Genomic DNA, 22,626 nt, shown 5'->3' with positions numbered 1-22,626 from the left:
CGTTACACAGATGTCAGTTGTGACCGAAGCGCTTCTGACGCCCCTTGCGGGCCACGTCACCCGGAGTGATCTGCGTGGCGTGCTGCTCGGCCGGCGTCTCCATCGACGACTGGTGGGCCGCCTGCTGACCGCGCTCGGTCTGGGGCCGCTTACGGTCCTGTTTCTTGTTCTTGGCCATGGTGCTGCCTCCTGTGGGGGATCTAGGTGCCAGGGCCGGGACCAGATTCACATAGGCTGACAAAGAGCGCATGTCGGATAATTACCGTCTGTGACAGGGCTTGTCGGAGCACGAGAAGTCGAAACGCCACGCCGAAGATCGAGTTCGGGCCGTTAACCCCCGCGTGGTCGGGCAGACTCGAAGCAAGCCCGAAGCAAACCTCCCGGGAAGAGGGTGAGTCGTGTGGACCGCTGCATCGTCCTGGTGGACGCCGGGTATCTGCTGGGGGCCGCCGCCAGTCTCCTCGCCGGAGAGCCCTCGCGATCCCGTATCACCGTCGACCACGCCGCCCTCATCCAGGGACTGCGCGAACGCGCCGAGTCCGACACGGAACGGCCGCTGCTGCGCATCTACTGGTTCGACGGCGCCCCCGACCGCGTCCCGCAGCCCGAACACCGCAGACTGCGCGTGATGCCCCGGGTCACCGTCCGGCTCGGCGCCCTGACCCGCAGCGACGGACGCTGGGCCCAGAAGGGCGTGGACGCCGCGATGCACGCCGAGCTGACCGAGCTGGCCCGCAACCGCGCCTGCTCCGACGTCGTCCTGGTCACCGGGGACGGCGATCTGCTCCCGGGCATGATGGCGGCCAAGGAGCACGGGGTCGCTGTACACCTGTGGGCCGTGCAGGCCGCCGACGGGGACTACAACCAGTCCGAGGACCTGGTCGCCGAGGCCGACGAGCGGCGCGTGCTCGACCGTACGTGGATCACCAAGGCCGTACGCGCCAAGGACCTCGGTGGGGTCTGCGCGCCGCCGCCCGTGCCGCGGCCCGAGATCGCCGCGATCCTGTCGGCGCCGCTGCCCGAGTCCGGGCTGTCCTCGGGGGCCGAGCGGCCCGCCGAGGAGACCGAGCACGCCTCGGCGGCCGGCTCCTCGGAGAACGGCACCGAGGAGCGGGCGCCGGCCCCGAAGGGCGTACCCACGCCGAAGGACCTGGCCGCGCTGCGCGCACCCGGTGTCCAGCCCGCCCAGCCGCCCCCGTCCGCGACCCTGCGCTGGTCCTCCGACAAGGGCTGGGTCGACCGGCCCGGCGTCGCCTCCGAACCTGCCGAGGTGGCGTCCATGCCGACGCTGGCGCAGCTGACCACGGCGGAGCAGCGGTGGGCCGACCGGGAGGAGGACATCACCACCGTCGGCGGGGACCCGTTCGAGGTCGGACAGGTGTTCGCACGGCGGTGGATGGGACGGCTCGGGGACCACGGGAGCAACCTGCAGAAACTGTCCGGGATGTATCCGCGCGTCCCGCACCGCATCGACGGCGAGCTGCTGCGGTACGCGGCCCGCTTCGGGCTGCTCGCCCACAAGGACGACCAGATCGACGAGCACGACCGGTACGCCATCCGGGCCGGGTTCTGGCGGGAGATCGACGTACGGACGACGCCGGAGCACGCGCCCGCGGGCGAGTGAGGTCCTTACCGCTGGAATTCCCGTTATGGGCCGACCCGGAAACCGGCCGGGGCGGCGGACCCCGTAGTCTCGTCCCTTGTGAGTACGCGCGCGGCACCGGCACTTCGGCACAGTGGTGATGTCGTATGCGCCGTGCGCGGGCTGACCAAGACCTATCCGGCGGTACGGGGCCGGCGCGGCGTTCCCGCGACATCCGAGGTGAGAGCCACCGACGACGTACGCCTGGACATCCGGCGCGGTGAGATCTTCGGGCTGCTCGGGCCGAACGGTGCCGGGAAGACCACCCTGGTACGGCAGCTGACCGGGCTGATGCGGCCCGACCGGGGGAGTGTCGAGATCCTCGGACACGACATCGTCCGCCACCCGGAGCGGGCCGCCCGGATCCTCGCCTACCTGGGGCAGGAGTCCTCCGCCCTCGACGACCTCACCGTGTCCCTCGCCGCCGAGACCACCGGTCGGCTGCGCGGACTGGAAGCGGGACGGGCGCGGGCCGAGCGGGACGCCGTACTGGACGAGCTGGGCCTCACGCCGCTCGCCGGGCGGCCGCTCAGGAAGCTGTCCGGCGGGCAGCGCCGACTGGCCTGCTTCGCGGCCGCGCTGGTGGGGCAGCGGCCGCTGCTGGTGCTGGACGAGCCGACCACCGGCATGGACCCCGTGGCGCGCCGCGCGGTCTGGGGCGCCGTCGACCGGCGCCGGGCCGAACAGGGCGCGACCGTCCTGCTCGTCACCCACAACGTCATCGAGGCCGAGACGGTCCTCGACCGGGTCGCCGTCCTCGACCGGGGCCGGGTGATCGCCTGCGACACCCCCACCGGCCTCAAGGAACAGGTCGCCGGAGAGGTACGGGTCGACCTGGTGTGGCGCGAGACGGCTCCGCTGCACGTCCCCGAGGTCGCCGCGCTGCGGGACCGGGTCGTGGAGTCGGGGCGCCGCTGGACGCTCAGACTCGCCCCGGAGGAGGCCCGCGCGGTCGTCGCCACCGTCACCGGCGGGTCCGCGTTCGCCGCGCTGGACGACTTCACGCTCGCCACGCCCAGCCTGGAGGACGTGTACCTGGCCCTGGGCGGTGCCGCGCAGCAGGGGCTGGTGAAGGCGTGAACACTTGAGTGCGCGAACCGTCGCATCCGTAACCAACAGGACGACTGCCGCAGTGAGACCGAGAGAGGGGAGCCGCACGAGGTGAGTGTCGTACCCGCCGAGGTTCTGCCGGGCAGTGCCCAGGCCGTTCAGGAGCCGGTCCGGGAAGCGGCCGAGCTCGGTCCCCGCGCGCGGCTGTGGCCGGCGCTGGTGGCCGTGTACCGGGCGCAGCTGTCCCGGGCGCGGGTCGCGCGTATCCCGCTGCTGTTCGTGGCGACCTTCCAGTCGATCGGGATCATGATCCTGATGCGCGGGGTCGTGGACGGCGGCGGTGAGGCGCAGGCGGTGGTGGCCGGGTCGTCGGTGCTGGTCGTCGCCTTCGTCGCGTTGAACCTGCTCGCGCAGTACTTCGGGCAGCTGCGGGCCAGCGGCGGACTGGACCACTACGCCACGCTGCCGGTGCCGCCGGCGGCGGTGGTGCTGGGCGCGGCGGGCGCGTACGCGTCCTTCACCGTCCCGGGGACCGTGGTGACCGCGGTGTTCGGCTGTGTGCTGTTCGGGCTGCCGGTGGCGCACCTGTGGGTCCTCGTGGCCGTCATCCCGCTCGCGGGTGCCGCGCTCGCCGGGCTCGGGGCCGCGCTCGGGCTGCTCGCGCCGCGTCCGGAACTGGCCACGTTGCTCGGGCAGCTCGGTATGTCGGCGGCGCTGCTGCTGGGGGTCCTGCCCGCGGACCGGATGCCCGAGGCGGTGCGGTTCACCCGTGATCTGCTGCCGTCGACATACGGCGTCGAGGCTTTCGCACGTACCTTCGGACCGCACCCCGACTGGGCCTTCGTACTCGGGGATCTCGCCGTCTGCGGCGGAGTCGGCGTGGTGTCGCTGGCCGTCGCCACCTGGGCGTACCGTCGGGCGGCCGTCCGGTGACGCGCCGCACAGGCCGGCCTGGCACGATGTCATAGTGACCGCACCGTTGACTCCTCCTCCGTCGCCCCATGAACAGCCCGCGCACAGTGCGTGGCAGGGGTCGCCTCCCGGGTATGTGGCTTCCGTGCCGGACGCGTCGTACGGCGCGCACGGTCTGTACGGACAGGATGGGCCCGGGATGAAGACCGAAGTGCGGGAGGCCGCCGTGATCACGGTGGCGGTGGCGCTCGCCGGGGCGCTGCTGGGCGTGCTGTGGTGGTGGCTGGCCCCGCACGTCCCGCTGACGGGAGACGTGGTCGACAAGAGCTGGGTCGTCTACCTGAAGGACAGCGAGGGCGAGCAGGCGGTCGGTGTCGACGGAACGTTCACTCTGCTGGGGCTGGCCTTCGGGGCGGTGAGCGCGCTCGCCGTTTTCCTGCTGCGACGGCGCGGAGGAGTACCGCTGGTGGTGGCGCTCGGCCTCGGCGGGCTGCTGGGATCGCTGCTGGCCTGGCGGCTCGGCGTGTGGCTCGGGCCGGCCCAGGACGTGATCGCCCATGCGAAGTCCGCGGGCAAGGGAGTCACCTTCTCGGCGCCGCTGAAGCTGGGAGCCAAGGGGGCGTTGCTGGCGTGGCCGCTGACGGCCCTGGTGGTGCATCTGGGCCTGACGGCCCTGTTCGGGCCGCGGGATCCGGAGCCGCAGGGTCCCTATGAGCAGGGCCCCGTCCCGAAGGATCCGTACGGAGCCCCGCCGGCGTGACCGGACTGTGCCGCGCCCTTGTCCAGCCGTTCCTAGGCCGGCCGGACCAGGCGTCCGGCCGGCCCTAGGCCGGGCGCCTGCCGTGGTTGGAGCGGCCCTTCTTGACGCGCCATCTGCGTTTTCTGGTTTTCTTCGACATGCCCCTTCTGCTTAACCGAGGAGGGGCCTCTCGTCGAGAGGTCAGGCACGCCCGATGGGGGCCATCACCGCGTCCGTGAGGGCGGCCAGGTCCGCGGGGGAGAGCTCGACCTCCAGGCCGCGGCGGCCCGCCGAGACACAGATCGTCGGGTGGGCGGACGCCGACGCGTCGAGGACCGTGGGCAGCTTCCTGCGCTGGCCGAGCGGGGAGATGCCACCGCGCACGTACCCCGTGGTGCGCTCGGCGAGAGCCGGGTCCGCCATCGTGGCGCGCTTGCCGCCGGCCGCCGAGGCCAGCGCCTTGAGGTCCAGTTGGCCCGCCACCGGGACCACCGCGACCGTCAGGGCCCCGTCCACGTCCGCCACCAGCGTCTTGAACACCCGCTCCGGGGAGACGCCCATCGCCTCGGCCGCCTCCTCGCCGTAGGACGGGTGGGAGGGGTCGTGGTCGTAGGAGTGGACCGTGTACGACATCCCGGCGGCCGTCAGGGCCACCGTCGCGGGGGTGCCGCCCGTCTGCTGCTGCTTCTTCGTCTTCTTCGCCATCGCGGCCTGATCCCGCCTGTTTCCCGGAGGTCGTGCGTCAGTTGAGACTCATCGGGCCGCGCGTCAGCTCCGACGCGGGCAACGACGGCAGACTACGGATGATCGACGTCTCCGAGCGAAGGAGTTTCAGCTCGTCGCGCAGCCGGGACGCGATGTCCGGGGCCTGGAGCAGGCGTTGCTTCGTCGGGGTGTCCAGCATCATCGCGGCGGCCACCAGGTACGAGACCACGGACGGTTCGTCCGGCAGGTCCGCGCCGGTCGCCAGGGACCGCTCGCGGGCGCCCGCGAGCCGCTTCTGGTACTGGCGGAAGGACCGCAGCACCCCCTCGGCCAGCGCCCCCGCCTCGTCGCCCGGATCCTCCGGAAGCTCCTCCAGCTCGGCCGTCAGGAACGGGCCCGAGGCGTCGACGGACAGCAGGCGCACCCGCGTGGTGCCGGTCGCCAGCACCTCGAAGGTGCCGTCGGGCCGTTCCCGCACCGTCGCCGCGTCCGCGACGCATCCGACGCCGTGGAACGCCTTGATCGGGTCGTCGCCGAAGCCGGCCGCCGGCCCGCGCTCGGGTACGGCCGTCTGGTCCGGCAGTCCGGGTGAGGTCGTCGCCACCTCGTGGCCGTCGCGGATCGTGACGACGGCGAATCGGCGTGACTCGTCCTCAGGGGTCTTCAGCAGCTCGCGCATCATGGCGCGATAGCGCTCCTCGAAGATGTTCAGAGGAAGCACGAGCCCCGGGAACAACACAGAGTTCAGGGGGAAGAGCGGGAGCCGCACGGTGGTCACGACGTAAGAGCCTAGTGGTCGCCGGGGCGGGCACGTTCGCCGTGCTCACTTCGTGGATGGGGGGAAGTGGTCCGGCGACGGGCCTCGTCCCGGATCCGGTCCCAGATCTCGTAGCGGATCTCCAGGAACCCGGCGAGCGGATCGTCGGAGAACCGCTCCCAGGGGAAGGAGGTGGCGTACGGGCCGATCTGGCGCAGTTGCTCTGCGGCGTCCGTCCAGCGCTCCAGCCGTACCAGGACGTACATCAGCTTGTTGCGCACCTCGGCGGGCCAAGGGTCGGCCGCCGGGAAGCGGGCGGAGAGCGCGATCGCCCGGTCGGCCGCCGCGTCCAGCCGCTCCCGCGGCACCTCGGGGCCGCGGCCGTCGGCCGGTCCGTCCGCCGGACTGTCGGCCGGTCCGTCGCCAGGTCCGTCGGTCTGACCGTCGGTCAGGCAGGAGAAGGCGGCCCGGGCTGGCAGCGCCTGGACGAGGGAGTCGGCCGGGGCGTCCTGCGCGGCCAGCTCGGCGAAGTCGAAGCAGGCGGGGAGGGAACCCTGCCAGGAGGAGGCGAGATACCGCATGGCCGCGACATGGCAGCCGTAGTGGTGCGGGGCGCGGCGGACCGCGGCCTCCCACAGCTCCTCGAAGTACTTGTGTCCGGCGTTCGAGCCGCGCGCGTGGTCCAGCGCGATCCGCCACGGCACCGGATCGCGGAGGTCGCCGTGCGCGGCAGCCGTGATCAACGGGCTCACCTCACGCAGCAGTTCCGCCCGCGCCGGCGACCGCCAGACGCGATCCACCGCGAGCTGCGCGCCGACCAGCAGCGCGTCCGGGTCGTGCGGCGCGGCCGTGCGCCAGGCCTCGTACCACTCGTCGCGGGAGCGGGCGAAGGCCGCGAGTCTTCGCGCGTAGCGGTCCCGGTTCTCCCAGTCCGCGCTGGCGCGGGTGGCGGTCAGCAGCGCGGACGCGGCCGCGTACTCGCCTTGAGCGGCCGCGACCAGCGCGGGACCCAGCCGGTCGTCGGGCGCGTCGAGCAGCACCTCGTCGTCGGCGGGCAATTCGCGGGCGAGGCACGAGGGTTTCCGGGGGATCCGCGAGGCGCGGATGAACGGGGGGAGTAGAGCCATGGTGTCGACCATTGAAAGACCGCAGGTCACGCGGACGCCAGCGGGAACGGCCAACTCGCGGAAAGTTGTACGCGCCGAGGTCAAGGGAAGGCAAAATGGTGACCATTCAACAACTAGGGCACCATCCGCCCCTCTCGTTTCACAAGGTTCTAATTGCGCCGCAGCAGCCGCGTCGCGCCCGCCGCCACCGTCGTCGCCAGGATCCAGCCCAGCAGGATGATCGCGGCGGCCAGCCACTGCCAGCCGCCGCGCAGTTGCCAGAACCCGACCTGGCCGAGGTCGATGACCGGCAGCAGCAGATCCAGGGCGAACAGCGCGGGGTTCCACGGCGGATGCTCGCCCCTCTTCAGCGGTGGATGGTCGGCGTGCGCGAAGGCCACCGAACTCGCCGCCCACAGCACCGCCATCCATACGGCGGCCCGGCCCGGCCGGTATCCGTAGGCGACCGTCCAGTCCTGGACGTACCCCCACAGCTTGGCGGCGATCGGCAGGCTCTCGCGGCGCCGGCGCTGCTTGGCGAGCAGCACCTCGCGCGCGTCCTCGTCCTCGCCGCCGGCGCGCAGCACGGTGGCCAGCCGTTCGTACGGCTCCGGGTTGTACTCGGCGGTCGCCGCCGCCACCCACTCGAGCCGTTCGTTCAGCGGGAACGGGCCGCGCGGCACCAGGTTCTCGTAGCTGAAGCCGCCCATGTGCAGCCGGCCCGGTCCCGGCCAGGCGTCCGCCCGGTCCATCAGGTTGACCACCCGCGCCCCCGACAGCGCCACCATGCCCCGGGCCGGCCGCTCCCCGAGGAAGCGCAGCTCGGGCGTCTGCACGCGGCGCAGCGACAGCTCCTGCTCGTCGGTGAGGGTGAACCGGGCCCGCTCCAGGTCGACCGCGTCCCCGAACCGCCCGTCGTCCAGCCGCAGCCCGCCCTGGCACTCGAAGCGCTGGATGCGCGTCCCGCGCGCGGGTGTCGCGCCACTCAGCTGGATGCCGCCGACACCGGCCGGGGTGAGGTACAGCGAGCGCTCCACGGTCAGCTGGGGGGCGTTCAGGGCGAGCCGCTGGTACGGGTTGACCAGCCGGGCGCCGCGCAGGCTCAGCGAGACGCCGATCTTGGCGCTGCGCAGGCTCAGCTCGCCGTGCGACTCCAGCATCTCGGCCTGGAGGTCCTGGCCGACGGTCAGGCCGTCGGCGGCGATCGAACGGCCGCTGCGGTCGCGGTGGACGATCGCCTGGTTCATCAGCAGATCCGTGCCGATGTGCGCGTCGGTGAGCCGTACGCCGTTGTGGAAGCGGCAGCGCGGCAGATGCAGGTCGCCCTCCGTGCGCACCCGGGCGGCCTCCAGGCGCGGCACCGAGCAGTCCACCAGCCGCACGGTCGTGAAGTGGGCCTCCGGCAGCAGCACGTCCCGGTCGAACCGGCAGCCGCGCATCTCGAGGTACGGCACCACCGTGCCGCCCGCGAGGTCCAGGGTGCCGCTGATCCGCACCCCGGCGAGCTTCAGGGACGACACACGGCCCGCGAGCGCCGGCGGGCCGTCCAGCAGCAGCCAGCACACGATCCGTGCCCGCACGGTCCGGTCGGGGCCCCAGGGATGGCCGCCGTGCGGATCGTCGACGACGGTGTCGCCGCTGCTCAGGTCGTACGCGCTGCCGTTGCGGAAGGCCTGCCACATCCCGGCCTCGACGGCGGTCAGATCGTCCGGCGGTTCCCCGTCCCTGACGCCGGCCCCCTCGGTCACCAGTCTTCTTCCTCCTCAGTGGCGTTTCCTTGTCCCGTACAACGGTTCATGCCCGCTGGGTGACACCCCGAACGCTCAACGTGAAGGCGATCTTCCGGGTTTCCTCCGGGATCTGTATCAGCCATTGATACGCGCGGACAGTGCCCGATCCCGGTCTGAGAGAATTGACCGCGTGCTGCAACATTTCCCTATGGCCCGAATCGATCTGCGCGGCGACGCCCTTCCGGAGGGCCCCGCTCTGCGCGACCTGCTGCCCCGAGCCGAGTTCGACGTCCAGGCCGCCCTGGAGAAGGTGCGTCCGATCTGCGAGGCCGTGCATCATCGGGGCGACGCGGCACTGATCGACTTCACGGAGAAGTTCGACGGGGTGCGCCTGGCGTCGGTCCGGGTCCCGGCCGAGGCACTCACCCGGGCTCTGGCGGAGCTGGACCCGGCCGTGCGCGCGGCCCTGGAGGAGTCCATCCGCCGCGCCCGGCTCGTCCACCGCGAGCAGCGGCGCGAGACCCACACGACCCAGGTCGTACCCGGCGGCTCGGTGACCGAGAAATGGGTCCCGGTCGAACGGGTCGGGCTGTACGCGCCCGGCGGCCGGTCGGTCTACCCGTCCTCCGTGATCATGAACGTGGTGCCCGCGCAGGAGGCCGGCGTCGAGTCGATCGCGCTCGCCTCCCCGGCGCAGGCCGAGTTCGACGGGCTGCCGCACCCCACGATCCTCGCCGCCTGCGCCCTGCTCGGCGTCGACGAGGTGTACGCCGCCGGTGGCGCGACCGCCGTCGCGATGTTCGCGTACGGCACCGAGTCCTGCCGGCCCGCCAACATGGTCACCGGCCCCGGCAACATCTGGGTCGCCGCCGCCAAGCGCTACTTCACCGGCAAGATCGGCATCGACGCCGAGGCCGGCCCGACCGAGATCGCGGTCCTCGCCGACGACACGGCCGACCCGGCGCACGTCGCCGCCGACCTGATCAGCCAGGCCGAGCACGACCCGCTGGCCGCCGCCGTGCTCGTGACCGACTCCGTCGCGCTCGCGGACGCGGTCGAGAAGGAACTGGAACCGCAGATCGCCGCGAGCAAGCACGTCGAGGACCGGATCGTCCCCGCGCTGCACGGCCGGCAGTCCGCGATCGTGCTGGTCGACGGGATCGACGAGGGCCTCAGGGTGGTCGACGCGTACGGCGCCGAACACCTGGAGATCCAGACGGCGGACGCCGTCGCGGTGGCCGGCCGGGTGCGCAACGCCGGCGCGATCTTCGTCGGGCCCTGGGCGCCGGTCTCGCTCGGCGACTACGCCGCCGGGTCCAACCACGTCCTGCCCACCGGCGGCTGCGCCTGCCACTCCTCGGGCCTGTCCGTCCAGTCCTTCCTGCGCGGCATCCACATCGTCGACTACACGAAGGACGCGCTGGCCGACGTGGCGCATCATGTGGTCACGCTGGCGGAGGCGGAGGATCTGCCCGCGCACGGCGCGGCGATCAAGGCGAGGTTCGGGTGGAAGGTACCAACGAGCAAGTGAGCTTCGAAATCGACGATCTCCCCGTGCGGGACGAACTGCGCGGCAAGACCCCTTATGGGGCGCCCCAGTTGGACGTCCCCGTACGCCTGAACACCAACGAGAACCCCTATCCGCTGCCCGAGCCGCTGGTCGAGCGGATCGCCGAGCGGGTGCGCGTGGCGGCGAGGAACCTCAACCGCTACCCGGACCGCGACGCGGTGGAGCTGCGCACGCGGCTCGCCGAATACCTGACGGACACGTCCGGCCACCCGGTCGGCCTGGCCAACGTCTGGGCGGCCAACGGCTCCAACGAGGTCATCCAGCAGCTGCTGCAGACCTTCGGCGGACCGGGCCGTACGGCGATCGGCTTCGAGCCGTCGTACTCGATGCACGGCCTGATCGCGCGCGGCACGGGCACGGGCTGGATCTCCGGCCCCCGCAACGACGACTTCACGATCGACCTCGCCGCCGCCGAGAAGTCCATCGCCGAGAACCGGCCCGACGTCGTCTTCGTCACCACCCCCAACAACCCCACCGGCACCGCGGTCCCGCCGGCGACGGTCCTCGCGCTGTACGAGGCCGCGCAGGCCGCGAAGCCCTCGATGGTCGTGGTCGACGAGGCGTACATCGAGTTCAGCCACGGCGACTCGCTGCTGCCGCTCATCGAGGGCCGGCCGAACCTCGTCGTCTCGCGGACGATGTCCAAGGCGTTCGGAGCGGCCGGCCTGCGCCTCGGCTATCTCGCCGCGCACCCGGCGGTCGTGGACGCCGTCCAGCTCGTACGGCTGCCCTACCACCTGTCGGCGATCACCCAGGCGACCGCCCTGGCCGCCCTGGAGCACACCGGCACACTGCTCGGGTACGTCGAGCAGCTGAAGGCCGAGCGGGACCGGCTGGTCACCGAACTGCTGGCGATCGGCTACGAGGTCACCGCGTCGGACGCCAACTTCGTGCAGTTCGGACGGTTCGACGACGCGCATGTGATGTGGCGGAAGATCCTCGACCGGGGTGTCCTGGTCCGGGACAACGGTGTGCCCGGCTGGCTGCGGGTGACCGCCGGAACCCCCGAAGAGAACGACGCGTTCCTCGACGCGGTCCGTGAACTGGTGAGCTGTGTGGGGGACACCGCCACAACCCCGAAGGAGCAGAGCGCATGAGCCGCGTAGGCCGCGTTGAACGAGTGACCAAGGAGACCTCGGTCCTCGTCGAGATCGATCTCGACGGTTCCGGCAAGGTCGAGGTGTCGACGGGCGTGGGCTTCTACGACCACATGCTCGACCAGCTCGGGCGGCACGGTCTGTTCGACCTGACCGTGAAGACCGAGGGCGACCTGCACATCGACTCGCACCACACCATCGAGGACAGCGCCCTCGCGCTGGGAGCAGCCTTCAAGCAGGCGCTCGGCGACAAGGTGGGCATCTACCGCTTCGGCAACTGCACGGTCCCGTTGGACGAGTCCCTCGCCCAGGTCACCGTCGACCTGTCCGGCCGCCCCTACCTCGTGCACACCGAGCCCGAGAAGATGGCACCGATGATCGGCGAGTACGACACCACGATGACCCGGCACATCCTGGAGTCGTTCGTCGCCCAGGCCCAGATCGCGCTGCACGTGCACGTGCCCTACGGGCGCAACGCGCACCACATCGTGGAGTGCCAGTTCAAGGCACTCGCCCGGGCCCTCAGGTACGCGTCCGAGCGTGACCCGCGCGCGGCCGGCATCCTTCCCTCCACGAAGGGCGCGCTGTGAACGGGCTGTCCACCATCCTGATCGTCTTCGGGCTCTTCCTCCTCGGCGGCATCTACTCCTTCGTCAAGCAGAAGATGCCGAAGAACCTCATCGTGCTGGTCTCCATCGCCGCCGCGATGTGTCTCGTGGCCGGTGTCATGAGGCTGGAGGTGTGGAATTGAGCAGCCCCGCGAAGAGGCGGCAGGTCGTCGTCTTCGACTACGGCTTCGGCAACGTCCGTTCCGCCGAGCGGGCCCTCGCGCGCGCGGGAGCCGAGGTCGAGATCACGCGTGACTTCGACAGGGCCATGAACGCGGACGGCCTGCTGGTGCCGGGCGTCGGTGCCTTCGCCGCGTGCATGAAGGGCCTGAAAGAGGCTCGCGGGGACTGGATCATCGACCGCCGGCTGTCCGGTGGCCGTCCGGTCATGGGCATCTGCGTCGGCATGCAGATCCTGTTCGCGCGCGGCATCGAGCACGGCGTGGAGACCGAGGGCCTGGAAGAGTGGCCCGGCACGGTCGCGCCGCTGGAGGCCGACATCGTGCCCCACATGGGCTGGAACACCGTGGACGTGCCGACCGGCTCCGAGCTGTTCGCCGGCCTGGACGCGGACGCGCGCTTCTATTTCGTGCACTCCTACGCCGTGCACGACTGGAGCCTGCAGACCACGAACCCCGCGATACGCGCCCCGCTGGTCACCTGGTCGACGCACGGCAAGCCCTTCGTGGCCGCCGTGGAGAACGGCGCCCTGTGGGCCACCCAGTTCCACCCCGAGAAGTCCGGCGACGCCGGAGCGCAGCTGCTGAACAACTGGATCGGAACCCTCTGATGTCTTCGAACCCCTCAGGACGGCTCGAACTCCTCCCCGCCGTGGACGTCCGTGACGGCCAGGCGGTCCGGCTCGTGCACGGCGAGTCCGGCTCGGAGACCTCGTACGGCTCCCCGCTGGAGGCCGCCCTGGCCTGGCAGCGCTCGGGCGCCGAGTGGCTGCACCTGGTCGACCTGGACGCCGCGTTCGGCACCGGCGACAACCGCGCCCTGATCGGCGAGGTCGCCGAGCGCATGAAGGACCTGCGCGTCAAGGTGGAGCTGTCCGGCGGCATCCGCGACGACGCCACGCTGGCCGCCGCCCTGGCCACCGGCTGCGCCCGGGTGAATCTCGGCACGGCCGCCCTGGAGACGCCTCAGTGGGTCGCCAAGGTCATCGCCGAGCACGGCGACCAGATCGCGGTCGGTCTCGACGTACGGGGGACGACCCTGCGCGGGCGCGGCTGGACCCGCGACGGCGGCGACCTCTACGAGACGCTGGAGCGCCTCGACAAGGAGGGCTGCGCTCGATACGTGGTGACCGACATCGCGAAGGACGGCACGCTGCAGGGCCCGAACCTGGAGCTGCTGAAGAACGTGTGCGCGGCGACGGACCGGCCGGTCGTGGCCTCCGGTGGTGTGTCGTCGCTGGACGACCTGCGGGCCATCGCCGAGTTGGTGCCCCTCGGTGTCGAGGGCGCCATCGTCGGGAAGGCCCTGTACGCGAAGGCGTTCACCCTCGAAGAGGCCTTGGAGGCGGTAGCCCAGTGAGCGAACTGCGACGCGTCACGACCGGCGCGCTGTGGGAGGAGACCTTCGGGTACTCCCGCGCGGTGGAACTGCCCAACGGTCTGGTGCTGGTCTCCGGCTGCACCTCGATAGTGGACGGCGAGATCGCCGGCGGCGGTCCGTACGAGCAGACGGTCAACGCCTTCAAGGTCGCGTTCGCGGCGCTCGGGGAACTGGGGCTCGGCCGCGAGGACGTCGTGCGGACCCGCCTGTACCTCACGCACGCCCGGGACGTGGAGGACGTCGGACGCGCTCACAAGGAGCTGTTCGACGCCGTCCGGCCCGCCGCGTCCATGATCATCGTCTCCGGCTTCGTGGACCCCAGTCTGGTCGTCGAGGTCGAGGTGGAGGCGTTCCGAGGAGAGGGAGCGGCATGACCCTCGCCGTACGAGTGATCCCCTGCCTGGACGTGGACAACGGCCGGGTCGTCAAGGGCGTGAACTTCCAGAACCTGCGCGACGCGGGCGACCCCGTCGAGATGGCCAAGGTGTACGACACCGAGGGCGCCGACGAGCTGACGTTCCTGGACATCACCGCCTCCTCGGGCGACCGCGAGACGACCTACGACGTGGTGCGCCGCACCGCCGAGCAGGTGTTCATCCCGCTGACGGTCGGCGGCGGTGTCCGGACCCCCGAGGACGTGGACAAGCTGCTGCGGGCTGGCGCCGACAAGGTGGGCGTCAACACGGCCGCGATCGCCCGTCCCGACCTCATCCGCGAGATCGCCGAGCGCTTCGGCCGGCAGGTGCTGGTGCTGTCGGTGGACGCTCGCCGTACCGAGTCGGGCTCCTTCGAGGTCACCACTCACGGCGGCCGCAAGGGCACCGGCCTCGACGCCGTCGAGTGGGCGCACCGGGCCGCCGAGCTGGGCGCGGGGGAGATCCTGCTCAACTCGATGGACGCGGACGGCACGAAGGACGGCTACGACCTGGAGATGATCGCCGCCGTCCGCAAGCATGTGACGGTCCCGGTGATCGCCTCCGGCGGCGCGGGCAAGCTGGCGGACTTCCCGCCGGCCGTCGCGGCGGGTGCGGACGCGGTGCTCGCGGCGTCGGTGTTCCACTTCGGTGATCTGCGGATCGGGCAGGTCAAGGACGTGCTGCGGGAGTCGGGACATCCGGTGAGGTGACGTTGTCGACCGACGCCGTCGGTTGACGTCGCCGGCTTCGATGCGAGCCCCGGTCGCCTGAGGGTGGCCGGGGCTTCCGCTTGGCGAGACGCGAAAGAGAAGTTGCGCAAAAAATATTGTGCAACTTTTCTTTCCTGTCTAGGGTGGTGCGCATGACAGGCAAGGAGAGAGACCGCCGGATCACCGACGTGGGAACGCTGAAGGCGCTCGCGCACCCGCTGCGGGCTCAGCTCTACCGACGGCTGATCATCGCGCGCTCGGCGACCGCCTCGCAGCTCGCCGAGCAAGTGGACGAGGCCGTCTCACTGGTCAGCTACCACCTGCGGAAGCTGGCCGAGCACGGGCTCATCGACGAGGCCGAGGCGCAGAGCGCGGACGGTCGGGAGCGGTGGTGGGAGCCGGCCTCGGACGGGGTGAGCATCCGCGACGAGGACTTTCGCGACGCCCCCGAGAAGGCCGCCGCCCACACCGCGGCCAGCAGGCTCTTCTTCGAGCAGCGCGTCGACATGTACCGGCGCTACCTCGACGAGCGCGCCCACTGGAGCGACGCGTGGACGACGGCCTCCGACTCCTCCGAGTGGCTGCTCAGGCTCACGCCGGAGGAACTGGCCGAGTTGTCGAGGGAGATGTACGCCGTCGTCCGCAGGTATGAGGAACGCGGCCGCGCCGCCGACGACACCGAGGGCCGCGAGAACGTCGCGATGTACACGTACGGCTTCCCGTTCCGCGTCTGAGAGTTCCGCGTCGGAGAGTTCCGCGTCGGAGAGTTCCGCATCTGAGAGGACCCGCCCCGCATGTCCGCCACCGCAGTCCGCTCGGGACCTGTCACCGACAGAGCCGCCCATCGCGACCCCAACGTCCTGCGCTGGCTGGGCGCGTACGCCTCGTCGATGGCCGGCGACGGCGTCTACTACATCGCCCTGTCCTGGGCCGCCGTACAAGCGGGCACGCCTTCCCAGGCCGGACTGGTGATGTCGGTCAGCGCACTGCCGCGTGCCGTGCTGATGCTGGGCGGGGGCGTGATCGCCGACCGCTTCGGGCCGCGCCGGGTCGTCATCGGCAGCGACGTCGCGCGCTGCGCGGCCGTCCTCGGGGTAGCGGCGCTGCTGTTCCTCACCAGCCCGGGGCTGTGGCCGCTGGCCGTGCTCGCCCTGGTTTTCGGCATCGTGGACGCCGTCTTCATACCCGCTGTGGGTGCGCTGCCCGCGCGCATCACCGGCAAGGGACAGCTCGCCCGGGTGCAGGGGATGCGGGGCCTGGCGTACCGGTTCGCCGTGGTCGTCGGCGCCCCGCTCGGCGGGCTCGCCGTGGCGATCGGGGGCGCGGCGGCCGCGTTCGGGCTCGCCGGGCTGCTGATCGCCGCGTCGGTGCCGCTGCTGATCTCCGTACGGGTCCGGGAACTGCCCCAGGGCGACACCGCGGCCCCCGTCACCACCGCCTGGAGCGATCTGGTGGTCGGCCTCCGCTACATCCGCGGCCACCGCGTCCTAGCCCCGCTGATGCTCGCCATCGCCCTCGGCGACCTCGGCTTCGTCGGACCGCTCAACGTGGGTCTGACCCTGCTGGCCGACGAGCGCGGCTGGGGTGCCGCCGGGATGGGCTGGGTGCTCGCCGGGTTCGGCGTCGGTGCGGGGGCCGCCTCCTTCCTGCTGACCGTGCGGGGACGGCTGCCCCATGCCGGACAGGTCGCCGGATACGCTCTCGTGGCGGGCTCCGTCGCCATCGGCGCCCTCGCCTACGCACCGAGCGTCGTCGCGGCCGTCGGTACGGCCCTGCTCATCGGGCTGCTCGCCGGGCTCAGCGGTGCCATGTGCCACGCCCTGTTGCAGACCCAGGCCGACCCCGCCTTCCTCGGCCGTGTCATCTCTGTCGCCAGCCTCGTCAGCCTCGGTCTGGCCCCGCTGAGCATGCCCGTGTCCGCCGCGGCGATCGGGGCCTGGGGTACCGGCCCCGTCTTCGTCGTCAGCGCTGTCGTGTGCGGGCTGGGTGGCGTGGTCGCCCTGTGCGTCCGCGACCTGCGCCGCGCCGAACTGCCCCGCTGACCTGGTCAGTCCTTCGGCTGCACCAGCTGCACGAGATTGCCCACCGTGTCGTCGAGTACGGCCGCGACGACCGGCCCCTGCCCCCGCGGTTCCTGGGCGAACTCCACGCCGAGCCCGCGCAGCCGCTCGTACTCCGCCTCGATGTCGTCGACGGAGAAGACGACGCAGGGCAGGCCCGCCTCACGGACCGCCTTGCGGTACGGGTCGGCGATGGGGTTCTGGCCGGGCTCCAGCAGCAGCTGAAGGTCCTGCTGGGCCCCCTCCCCGGCGCCCACCGTGACGAACAGTGTGCCGTCGCCGAGGTCCATGTGGGCGCGGGTCTCGAAGCCCAGGACCTCCGTGTAGAAGGCGTGGGCCCTGGAGACGTCGTCGACGTAGACGCTCGTCATCGCGACCTTGATCATGCCCGGGCCTCTCAGATACCGGGCCTCTCAGATACCGAGCTGCCTGCCTTCGTGCAGCTTGGTGATCGCGTCCTTCTCCCCGTCCAGCTCCACCTTGGCGGCGTTCCGTCGGCCGTACAGGAACAGCAGCAGCTCCGAAGGCTCCCCGGTCGCCGTCACGACCGGAGTGCCCCGGTTGGCGACCGCCGTACGACCGTCCGCGCGACGCAGGACCAGGCCGGTCGGGGTGCTGCGGCCCATCATGCGGGCGGTGCGCTCCAGACGGGACCACAGGGCGTCCTGGAAGACCGGGTCGAGCTCGCGGGGCGTCCAGTCCGGCTGGGCGCGGCGGACGTCCTCGGTGTGGACGTAGTACTCGATCGTGTTCGACGCCTCGTCGAGCTGCTTGAGCTGGAAGGGGGAGAAACGGGGTGGGCCGGTCCGGATCAGGCGGAGCAGTTCCTCGTACGGTTTGGCGGCGAACTCCTCCATCACCTTGTCCAGACGGGACGCGAGCTGTTTGATCAGGATGCCGCCGGCGGCGTCCGGGCGGCGCTCACGCACCACCACGTGCGCGGCCAGATCCCGGGTCTGCCAGCCCTCGCAGAGGGTCGGAGCCTCGGGACCCGCGGTTTCCAAGAGGTCGGCGAGCAGGAGCCGTTCACGCTTGGCGAAAGTGGACATGGTGCCAGCCTACGACCGCCCACCGGGTCCGCCCAGTGGACGCCCCGCCGTCACTGTCAGTGGCGCGCGGCACAATGGGCCCCATGACCAGCACGCCCCCGCCCAGTCGCCTGGCCCCCGAGATCTCCGCGCGCCTCAAGCGCAGCGCCGACGGCCTCCTGCCCGCCATCGCCCAGCAGTACGACACCGGTGAGGTGCTGATGCTCGGCTGGATGGACGACGAGGCGCTGCATCGCACGCTCACCACCGGCCGCTGCACCTACTGGTCCCGCAGCCGCCGGGAGTACTGGGTCAAGGGCGACACCTCCGGCCACTTCCAGTGGGTCAAGTCCGTCGCCCTCGACTGTGACGCCGACACCGTGCTGGTCAAGGTCGACCAGGTGGGCGCCGCCTGCCACACCGGCGCTCGCACCTGCTTCGACAAGGACGTCCTCGAGGCCGTCGAGGGCGCCGCCGATTCCGACACCCCGTCGTCGGCTCAGTAGGGTCAGCCGCCATGGACCTCGAGACGTTCCGCAAGCTGGCCATCGACCGCCGGGTCATCCCCGTCACCCGCAAGCTCCTCGCCGACGGCGACACCCCGGTCGCGCTCTACCGCAAGCTCGCCGCCGAGCGCTCCGGCACCTTCCTGCTGGAGTCCGCGGAGAACGGCCGCACAGCTTTCCAGTGGTCCCGCTACTCCTTCGTGGGCGTCCGCAGCGCCGCCACCCTCACCGCGCGCGACGGACAGGCCCACTGGCTCGGCACCCCGCCCGTCGGCGTCCCCGTCGACGGGGACCCCCTCGCCGCCCTGCGCGCCACCATCGAGACCCTGCACACCCCCCACCAGGAAGGCCTGCCGCCCTTCACCGGCGGCATGGTGGGCTACCTCGGCTACGACATCGTGCGCCGCCTGGAGAAGATCGGCCCCGGCGAGCGGGACGACCTGCGGCTGCCGGAGCTGACCATGCTCCTCACCAGCGACCTGGCCGTGATGGACCACTGGGAGGGCTCGGTCCTGTTGATCGCCAACGCGATCAACCACAACGACCTCGCCACGGGCGTCGACGAGGCGTACACCGACGCGGTGGCCCGCCTGGACGCCATGGAGGCCGACCTCTCGCGCCCGGTGGCCCAGCCCCCGGCCGTCCTCCCGCCCTCCGAACTCCCCGAGTACAAGGCCCTGTGGGGCGGCCCCGACTTCCGGGAGGCCGTCGAGGACGTCAAGGAGCGCATCCGCGCCGGCGAGGCCTTCCAGGTCGTCCCCTCCCAGCGCTTCGAGACGCCCTGCACCGCGAGCGCGTTGGACGTCTACCGGGTTCTGCGGGCGACCAACCCGTCGCCCTACATGTACCTGTTCCGTCTCGACGGGTTCGACATCGTGGGATCCAGCCCGGAAGCCCTGGTGAAGGTCGAGGACGGGCGGGCGATGGTCCACCCCATCGCCGGCACCCGGCACCGCGGGGCGACCCCGCAGGAGGACCAGGCCCTGGCCGACGAACTGCTCGCCGACCCCAAGGAGCGCGCCGAGCACCTCATGCTCGTCGACCTGGGGCGCAACGACCTGGGGCGGGTCTGCGAGCCGGGCTCGGTCGAGGTCGTCGACTTCATGTCCGTCGAGCGGTACTCGCACGTCATGCACATCGTCTCGACGGTCACCGGCAAGGTCGCCGCGGGTCATACCGCCTTCGACGTCCTCGCGGCCTGCTTCCCGGCGGGCACGCTCTCCGGCGCGCCGAAGCCCCGCGCGATGCAGATCATCGACGAACTGGAGCCCTCCCGACGCGGCCTGTACGGCGGCTGCGTGGGCTATCTGGACTTCGCCGGCGACTCCGACACCGCCATCGCCATCCGCACGGCCCTGTTGCGCGACGGCACCGCGTACGTCCAGGCGGGCGCGGGCATCGTCGCCGACTCCGACCCGGTCGCCGAGGACCAGGAGTGCCGCAACAAGGCGGCGGCGGTCCTGCGAGCGGTCCACACGGCCAACCGGCTGGGCAAGTAGGGCGCTTCGCGAAAATGGGGCGCTTCTCACTGAACCCCGGGTGACCGTTCGCCCGGGGTTCAGGCGATAGTGGGGTATGTGACTGCTGTACCGCACCCCCGCTCCCAAGCCGCAGGCCCCGCCCGGGCCGGCCGCCGAAGCCTTGCCGTAGCTCTGCTGTCCGGTGCGCTCGGCGCGGCCGTGGTGCTGCTGGCCACCCGACAGCAGTGGTCGGAGGGCACCGCCACGGTGGCCGGCGGTGACTTCCCGCTGACCGCCACGGGCAGCGACGTCACCGGCGTCCCCGCGGCCCTCGCCATAGTGGGCCTCGCCGCGCTCGTCGCCGTCTTCGCCGTCCGCAGGGCCGGCCGCTTCGCCGTCGCCGCCCTGCTCGCGCTCTCCGGCGCCGGCACGATCGTCGCGACCCTGCTCGGCGCCTCCGACACCTCCGCGCTCGACGAGAAGGCCGCGGACGCCTCCGGCGACACCTCGGCCACCGTGGACTCGCTGACCCACACCGCCTGGCCGTATGTCGCAGGCGTAGGCGGCCTCCTGCTCCTCGTCGCCGGACTGCTCGCCCTGCGCTACGGCCGCCTGTGGCCCGCGATGTCCGGCCGCTACGAACGCTCGGGCGCCCCCCGCCCCCGCCGTACTCCCGCCGCCGACCCCGACCGGCCCGAGGAGCTGTGGAAGGCCCTCGACCGGGGCGAGGACCCCACCGGAGCGTAGGTTCCGATCCGCGGGGGCCGACGGGGTCCGCCCCGACGGCAGGGCCGTCCGACGGCCGGGCGCACGAGGGCGACCCCCGGACAGGCCGCTCGTGCCCGTACGGGATGATGGACGTTGAGCGTCCGGCTCAGACAGGTACACAGCAACGAGGAGCAAGTCATGGCGGGCAGCAGCCACGGTCACACCCCGGCCGCCTGGACCGGTGTCACGATCATCTTCATCGGTTTCTGCGTGGCGGGCGCCTTCATGGTGCTGGCCCAGCCGGCGGGCTTCTGGGCCGGTATGGCGATCACGGTCCTCGGCGGCGTGGTCGGCTGGATCATGAGCGCGATGGGCCTGGGCATGCCGAAGCAGACCCACCCGGTGCACGACTCCGCCGAGCAGCGCGAGCCGGCCGGCGTCGAGAGCTGACTCCCGTACGCGCGGTAAGCGCGTTCGTACGGTCGTGAGGGGCGACCCGGCGGTGCCGCCGGGGCCGCCCCTCACGCGCGTGCGCGGGCGGAGCGCGGCACAATGCCAGACGTGAACGCCGACAGCCAGCACAGGGTGACAGGGACACCGTCCGACACCGGGGGCATGATGGCCCGGCTGGCGGTGCCCGCGGGGATCCTCGCCGCGGTCGCCGGAGCCTTCGCGTACGTGGGCACCGTGGACCCCAACCAGCCCGGCCACTACCCCGTCTGCCCGCTGCTGCGCTACACCGGCCTGTACTGCCCGGGCTGCGGCGGGCTGCGCAGTGCGCACGCCGTCGTCCACGGGGACTTCCTGTCGGCGCTGCACGACAACGCGGCGGCCGTCATGGGCTATCTGGGGTTCGCCGCGATGTGGACTGTGTGGGTGGTCCACGCGGTGCGTGGACGTCCGCTGCGGATCGATCCGGCCCCGGCGCTCGTGTGGACGCTGGGCGCGTTGCTGCTGGTCTTCACCGTTGTCCGGAACCTGCCGTTCGGTGGCTGGCTCCACCCTTGATCAATGGGCGGAGGTCCAGGTAGTGGGACCGGCGTCAACCGGATGTGAGGCCTACGCCGTCCTCCGGATACCATCGCAGTGACCATCGGTTTTCTTCTCGCCCGCGCCCGATGGGGCGGGCCGGTGAGGGAAACCGAACCGCTTGAACATCAACCGTCTGGAAGGGGGCCGCTCGCGTGAGTGTGCTCGACGAGATCATCGACGGAGTCCGTGCCGACCTCGCGGAGCGGCAGGCGCGCGTCAGCCTCGACGAGCTCAAGGAGCGCGCGGCGAAGGCTCCCGCGGCCAAGGACGGACTGGCCGCCCTGCGCGGCGACGGCGTCAAGGTCATCTGCGAGGTCAAGCGTTCCAGCCCGTCCAAGGGCGCGCTGGCCGCGATCGCGGACCCGGCCGGGCTCGCCGCGGACTACGAGGCGGGCGGCGCGGCCGTCATCTCCGTCCTCACCGAACAGCGCCGCTTCGGCGGCTCGCTCGCCGACCTGGAGGCGGTCCGCGCGCGGGTGGACATTCCCGTGCTGCGCAAGGACTTCATCGTCACCTCCTACCAGCTCTGGGAGGCCCGGGCCCACGGCGCCGACCTCGCGCTGCTGATCGTCGCGGCCCTTGAGCAGTCGGCCCTGGAGTCCCTCGTCGAGCGCGCGGAGTCCATCGGACTCACCCCCATCGTCGAGGTGCACGACGAGGACGAGGTCGAGCGTGCGGTGGACGCGGGCGCGAAGGTGATCGGCGTCAACGCGCGCAACCTGAAGACGCTGGAGGTCGACCGCGGCACGTTCGAGCGGATCGCCCCGGAGATCCCCGACCACATCGTCAAGATCGCCGAGTCCGGTGTCCGCGGCCCGCACGACCTCATCGCGTACGCCAATGCCGGCGCCGACGCCGTCCTGGTCGGCGAGTCCCTGGTCACCGGCAAGGACCCGAAGACGGCTGTCTCCGACCTGGTCGCGGCGGGCGAGCACCCCGCACTGCGGCACGGGCGCAGTTGATCTCCGGGTAGAGTTGGCGCCGATGACTCTCACCGTGACGACCGTGGACCGGTACGCCCGCCTCGCGCGCGGCTGCCGTCCCCGAGGCTGCCGCGCGCCGGCCCGCCGGGTGCACGGGCGCAGGGTCCGGTACGTCATCGGTGACGAACCCGGCCAGGTGAACGGCCGTCGATGGCAGCGCGCCCTTTAGGGGCGCGGGGCTCTGTTTGATGTGCGGCTACCGCCGCGCGGGCGCGACAAACCACTGACGGCCCGCAGCCGACCAACC

At 71.6% G+C, this 22,626-nt stretch carries 28 protein-coding genes; 21 read left to right on the top strand and 7 right to left on the bottom strand.

All coding sequences use genetic code 11. The annotated features are described in order from the left end of the window. Positions 1 to 13: 13 nt before the first annotated feature. Positions 14 to 178 (bottom strand): hypothetical protein, encoded by a 165-nt coding sequence (locus tag AB0H86_RS23660; RefSeq protein ID WP_362442045.1) that lies wholly within the window; start codon positions 176 to 178, stop codon positions 14 to 16. Between the two features lie 222 nt (positions 179 to 400). On the opposite strand from AB0H86_RS23660, the gene AB0H86_RS23655 reads away from it, so the two are divergent. The 4 genes from AB0H86_RS23655 (at position 401) to AB0H86_RS23640 (ending at position 4,364) form a co-directional block, all read left to right on the top strand. Continuing rightward, positions 401 to 1,624: an NYN domain-containing protein gene (locus AB0H86_RS23655; RefSeq protein ID WP_362442043.1), complete on the top strand. Its 1,224-nt coding sequence runs from the start codon at positions 401 to 403 to the stop codon at positions 1,622 to 1,624. Between the two features lie 132 nt (positions 1,625 to 1,756). Beyond that, positions 1,757 to 2,722 (top strand): ABC transporter ATP-binding protein, encoded by a 966-nt coding sequence (locus AB0H86_RS23650; RefSeq protein WP_362442040.1) that lies wholly within the window; start codon positions 1,757 to 1,759, stop codon positions 2,720 to 2,722. An 81-nt stretch (positions 2,723 to 2,803) separates the two neighbouring features. Beyond that, positions 2,804 to 3,625, top strand: coding sequence for an ABC transporter permease (locus AB0H86_RS23645; protein ID WP_362442037.1), 822 nt, complete (start codon positions 2,804 to 2,806; stop codon positions 3,623 to 3,625). Positions 3,626 to 3,659: 34 nt separating this feature from the next. Beyond that, a complete protein-coding gene (locus AB0H86_RS23640) occupies positions 3,660 to 4,364 on the top strand; it encodes an AAA family ATPase (RefSeq protein ID WP_362442034.1) in 705 nt (234 codons plus the stop codon). 180 nt (positions 4,365 to 4,544) lie between these two features. Here the strand turns inward: AB0H86_RS23640 and ybaK are convergent, their stop codons facing one another. From ybaK to AB0H86_RS23620, 4 genes are all read right to left on the bottom strand, one after another. Next, positions 4,545 to 5,048, bottom strand: coding sequence for a Cys-tRNA(Pro) deacylase (gene ybaK / locus AB0H86_RS23635; protein ID WP_362442032.1), 504 nt, complete (start codon positions 5,046 to 5,048; stop codon positions 4,545 to 4,547). Between the two features lie 37 nt (positions 5,049 to 5,085). Continuing rightward, on the bottom strand, positions 5,086 to 5,826 hold the full coding sequence (locus AB0H86_RS23630; protein WP_362442029.1) for an LON peptidase substrate-binding domain-containing protein: 741 nt from the start codon (positions 5,824 to 5,826) through the stop codon (positions 5,086 to 5,088). An 11-nt stretch (positions 5,827 to 5,837) separates the two neighbouring features. Next, positions 5,838 to 6,944 carry a hypothetical protein gene (locus AB0H86_RS23625; RefSeq protein WP_362442026.1) on the bottom strand — a complete coding sequence of 369 codons (1,107 nt, stop codon included), beginning with the start codon at positions 6,942 to 6,944 and terminating at the stop codon, positions 5,838 to 5,840. Between the two features lie 137 nt (positions 6,945 to 7,081). After that, entirely contained in the window at positions 7,082 to 8,659 is a 1,578-nt protein-coding gene (locus tag AB0H86_RS23620; RefSeq protein ID WP_362442023.1) for an oxidoreductase, read from the bottom strand. Between the two features lie 190 nt (positions 8,660 to 8,849). Between AB0H86_RS23620 and hisD the strand changes: the two genes are divergently transcribed. The 10 genes from hisD to AB0H86_RS23570 all read left to right on the top strand — a co-directional run bounded on the left by hisD (position 8,850) and on the right by AB0H86_RS23570 (position 16,644). Next, entirely contained in the window at positions 8,850 to 10,172 is a 1,323-nt protein-coding gene (gene hisD, locus AB0H86_RS23615) for a histidinol dehydrogenase (protein ID WP_362442020.1), read from the top strand. Continuing rightward, the gene (locus AB0H86_RS23610) at positions 10,169 to 11,308 is read left to right on the top strand and encodes a histidinol-phosphate transaminase (protein WP_362442017.1); all 1,140 of its coding nucleotides are present in this window, start codon (positions 10,169 to 10,171) and stop codon (positions 11,306 to 11,308) included. The genes hisD and AB0H86_RS23610 overlap by 4 nt, the downstream gene beginning before the upstream one ends. Further along, complete coding sequence (hisB, locus tag AB0H86_RS23605) at positions 11,305 to 11,898, top strand: imidazoleglycerol-phosphate dehydratase HisB (protein ID WP_362442013.1); 594 nt, start codon at positions 11,305 to 11,307, stop codon at positions 11,896 to 11,898. Before AB0H86_RS23610 ends, hisB begins: the two co-directional genes overlap by 4 nt. Next, positions 11,895 to 12,059: a hypothetical protein gene (locus tag AB0H86_RS23600; protein ID WP_362442010.1), complete on the top strand. Its 165-nt coding sequence runs from the start codon at positions 11,895 to 11,897 to the stop codon at positions 12,057 to 12,059. The genes hisB and AB0H86_RS23600 overlap by 4 nt, the downstream gene beginning before the upstream one ends. Beyond that, positions 12,050 to 12,706, top strand: a complete 657-nt coding sequence (hisH, locus tag AB0H86_RS23595; RefSeq protein ID WP_362442007.1) for an imidazole glycerol phosphate synthase subunit HisH — start codon at positions 12,050 to 12,052, stop codon at positions 12,704 to 12,706. Before AB0H86_RS23600 ends, hisH begins: the two co-directional genes overlap by 10 nt. Then, positions 12,706 to 13,455: a bifunctional 1-(5-phosphoribosyl)-5-((5-phosphoribosylamino)methylideneamino)imidazole-4-carboxamide isomerase/phosphoribosylanthranilate isomerase PriA gene (gene priA, locus AB0H86_RS23590; RefSeq protein WP_362442004.1), complete on the top strand. Its 750-nt coding sequence runs from the start codon at positions 12,706 to 12,708 to the stop codon at positions 13,453 to 13,455. The genes hisH and priA overlap by 1 nt, the downstream gene beginning before the upstream one ends. Further along, entirely contained in the window at positions 13,452 to 13,850 is a 399-nt protein-coding gene (locus tag AB0H86_RS23585) for a RidA family protein (RefSeq protein WP_362442001.1), read from the top strand. Before priA ends, AB0H86_RS23585 begins: the two co-directional genes overlap by 4 nt. Next, complete coding sequence (hisF, locus tag AB0H86_RS23580) at positions 13,847 to 14,602, top strand: imidazole glycerol phosphate synthase subunit HisF (RefSeq protein WP_362441998.1); 756 nt, start codon at positions 13,847 to 13,849, stop codon at positions 14,600 to 14,602. Before AB0H86_RS23585 ends, hisF begins: the two co-directional genes overlap by 4 nt. Positions 14,603 to 14,754: 152 nt before the next feature. Next, positions 14,755 to 15,336 carry a helix-turn-helix domain-containing protein gene (locus AB0H86_RS23575; RefSeq protein WP_362441995.1) on the top strand — a complete coding sequence of 194 codons (582 nt, stop codon included), beginning with the start codon at positions 14,755 to 14,757 and terminating at the stop codon, positions 15,334 to 15,336. A gap of 60 nt (positions 15,337 to 15,396) precedes the next feature. Next, the gene (locus tag AB0H86_RS23570; RefSeq protein WP_362441992.1) at positions 15,397 to 16,644 is read left to right on the top strand and encodes an MFS transporter; all 1,248 of its coding nucleotides are present in this window, start codon (positions 15,397 to 15,399) and stop codon (positions 16,642 to 16,644) included. Between the two features lie 5 nt (positions 16,645 to 16,649). Here AB0H86_RS23570 and AB0H86_RS23565 read toward each other — a convergent pair whose 3' ends face one another. Both AB0H86_RS23565 and AB0H86_RS23560 read right to left on the bottom strand, forming a co-directional pair. Next, the gene (locus AB0H86_RS23565; RefSeq protein ID WP_362441989.1) at positions 16,650 to 17,048 is read right to left on the bottom strand and encodes a VOC family protein; all 399 of its coding nucleotides are present in this window, start codon (positions 17,046 to 17,048) and stop codon (positions 16,650 to 16,652) included. A 27-nt stretch (positions 17,049 to 17,075) separates the two neighbouring features. Continuing rightward, positions 17,076 to 17,711 carry a TIGR03085 family metal-binding protein gene (locus AB0H86_RS23560; RefSeq protein ID WP_362441986.1) on the bottom strand — a complete coding sequence of 212 codons (636 nt, stop codon included), beginning with the start codon at positions 17,709 to 17,711 and terminating at the stop codon, positions 17,076 to 17,078. An 83-nt stretch (positions 17,712 to 17,794) separates the two neighbouring features. On the opposite strand from AB0H86_RS23560, the gene hisI reads away from it, so the two are divergent. The 7 genes from hisI to AB0H86_RS23525 all read left to right on the top strand — a co-directional run bounded on the left by hisI (position 17,795) and on the right by AB0H86_RS23525 (position 22,548). Next, positions 17,795 to 18,196, top strand: a complete 402-nt coding sequence (hisI, locus tag AB0H86_RS23555; protein WP_362441983.1) for a phosphoribosyl-AMP cyclohydrolase — start codon at positions 17,795 to 17,797, stop codon at positions 18,194 to 18,196. A gap of 11 nt (positions 18,197 to 18,207) precedes the next feature. Beyond that, positions 18,208 to 19,695, top strand: coding sequence for an anthranilate synthase component I (locus AB0H86_RS23550; RefSeq protein ID WP_362441981.1), 1,488 nt, complete (start codon positions 18,208 to 18,210; stop codon positions 19,693 to 19,695). Positions 19,696 to 19,764: 69 nt separating this feature from the next. Further along, positions 19,765 to 20,403 carry a TIGR02234 family membrane protein gene (locus AB0H86_RS23545; protein WP_362441978.1) on the top strand — a complete coding sequence of 213 codons (639 nt, stop codon included), beginning with the start codon at positions 19,765 to 19,767 and terminating at the stop codon, positions 20,401 to 20,403. A gap of 159 nt (positions 20,404 to 20,562) precedes the next feature. Continuing rightward, positions 20,563 to 20,814, top strand: a complete 252-nt coding sequence (locus AB0H86_RS23540) for an HGxxPAAW family protein (RefSeq protein ID WP_362441975.1) — start codon at positions 20,563 to 20,565, stop codon at positions 20,812 to 20,814. A 102-nt stretch (positions 20,815 to 20,916) separates the two neighbouring features. Next, positions 20,917 to 21,372, top strand: a complete 456-nt coding sequence (locus tag AB0H86_RS23535; protein ID WP_362441972.1) for a DUF2752 domain-containing protein — start codon at positions 20,917 to 20,919, stop codon at positions 21,370 to 21,372. A gap of 176 nt (positions 21,373 to 21,548) precedes the next feature. Beyond that, positions 21,549 to 22,358, top strand: coding sequence for an indole-3-glycerol phosphate synthase TrpC (trpC, locus tag AB0H86_RS23530; RefSeq protein WP_362441969.1), 810 nt, complete (start codon positions 21,549 to 21,551; stop codon positions 22,356 to 22,358). A 22-nt stretch (positions 22,359 to 22,380) separates the two neighbouring features. Next, complete coding sequence (locus tag AB0H86_RS23525) at positions 22,381 to 22,548, top strand: hypothetical protein (RefSeq protein ID WP_189947481.1); 168 nt, start codon at positions 22,381 to 22,383, stop codon at positions 22,546 to 22,548. Positions 22,549 to 22,626: the final 78 nt, after the last annotated feature.

It is taken from the genome of Streptomyces sp. NPDC050997 (genome assembly GCF_040660135.1).
GTDB lineage: Bacteria > Actinomycetota > Actinomycetes > Streptomycetales > Streptomycetaceae > Streptomyces.
The sequence above is the reverse complement of the archived record's forward strand: the minus strand, read 5'-3'. Positions and strand labels throughout refer to the sequence as shown.

Bases quoted from the DNA above. Each gene is read 5' to 3' on its own strand.
- hisD (WP_362442020.1), top strand. From the start codon at position 8,850: ATGGCCCGAATCGATCTGCGCGGCGACGCCCTTCCGGAGGGCCCCGCT.
- AB0H86_RS23575 (WP_362441995.1), top strand. From the start codon at position 14,755: ATGACAGGCAAGGAGAGAGACCGCCGGATCACCGACGTGGGAACGCTG.
- ybaK (WP_362442032.1), bottom strand. From the start codon at position 5,048: ATGGCGAAGAAGACGAAGAAGCAGCAGCAGACGGGCGGCACCCCCGCG.
- AB0H86_RS23570 (WP_362441992.1), top strand. From the start codon at position 15,397: ATGTCCGCCACCGCAGTCCGCTCGGGACCTGTCACCGACAGAGCCGCC.
- AB0H86_RS23625 (WP_362442026.1), bottom strand. From the start codon at position 6,944: ATGGTCGACACCATGGCTCTACTCCCCCCGTTCATCCGCGCCTCGCGG.
- hisB (WP_362442013.1), top strand. From the start codon at position 11,305: ATGAGCCGCGTAGGCCGCGTTGAACGAGTGACCAAGGAGACCTCGGTC.
- AB0H86_RS23550 (WP_362441981.1), top strand. From the start codon at position 18,208: ATGGACCTCGAGACGTTCCGCAAGCTGGCCATCGACCGCCGGGTCATC.
- hisF (WP_362441998.1), top strand. From the start codon at position 13,847: ATGACCCTCGCCGTACGAGTGATCCCCTGCCTGGACGTGGACAACGGC.
- AB0H86_RS23660 (WP_362442045.1), bottom strand. From the start codon at position 178: ATGGCCAAGAACAAGAAACAGGACCGTAAGCGGCCCCAGACCGAGCGC.
- priA (WP_362442004.1), top strand. From the start codon at position 12,706: ATGTCTTCGAACCCCTCAGGACGGCTCGAACTCCTCCCCGCCGTGGAC.
- AB0H86_RS23535 (WP_362441972.1), top strand. From the start codon at position 20,917: ATGCCAGACGTGAACGCCGACAGCCAGCACAGGGTGACAGGGACACCG.
- AB0H86_RS23540 (WP_362441975.1), top strand. From the start codon at position 20,563: ATGGCGGGCAGCAGCCACGGTCACACCCCGGCCGCCTGGACCGGTGTC.
- AB0H86_RS23565 (WP_362441989.1), bottom strand. From the start codon at position 17,048: ATGATCAAGGTCGCGATGACGAGCGTCTACGTCGACGACGTCTCCAGG.
- AB0H86_RS23560 (WP_362441986.1), bottom strand. From the start codon at position 17,711: ATGTCCACTTTCGCCAAGCGTGAACGGCTCCTGCTCGCCGACCTCTTG.
- hisI (WP_362441983.1), top strand. From the start codon at position 17,795: ATGACCAGCACGCCCCCGCCCAGTCGCCTGGCCCCCGAGATCTCCGCG.
- AB0H86_RS23525 (WP_189947481.1), top strand. From the start codon at position 22,381: ATGACTCTCACCGTGACGACCGTGGACCGGTACGCCCGCCTCGCGCGC.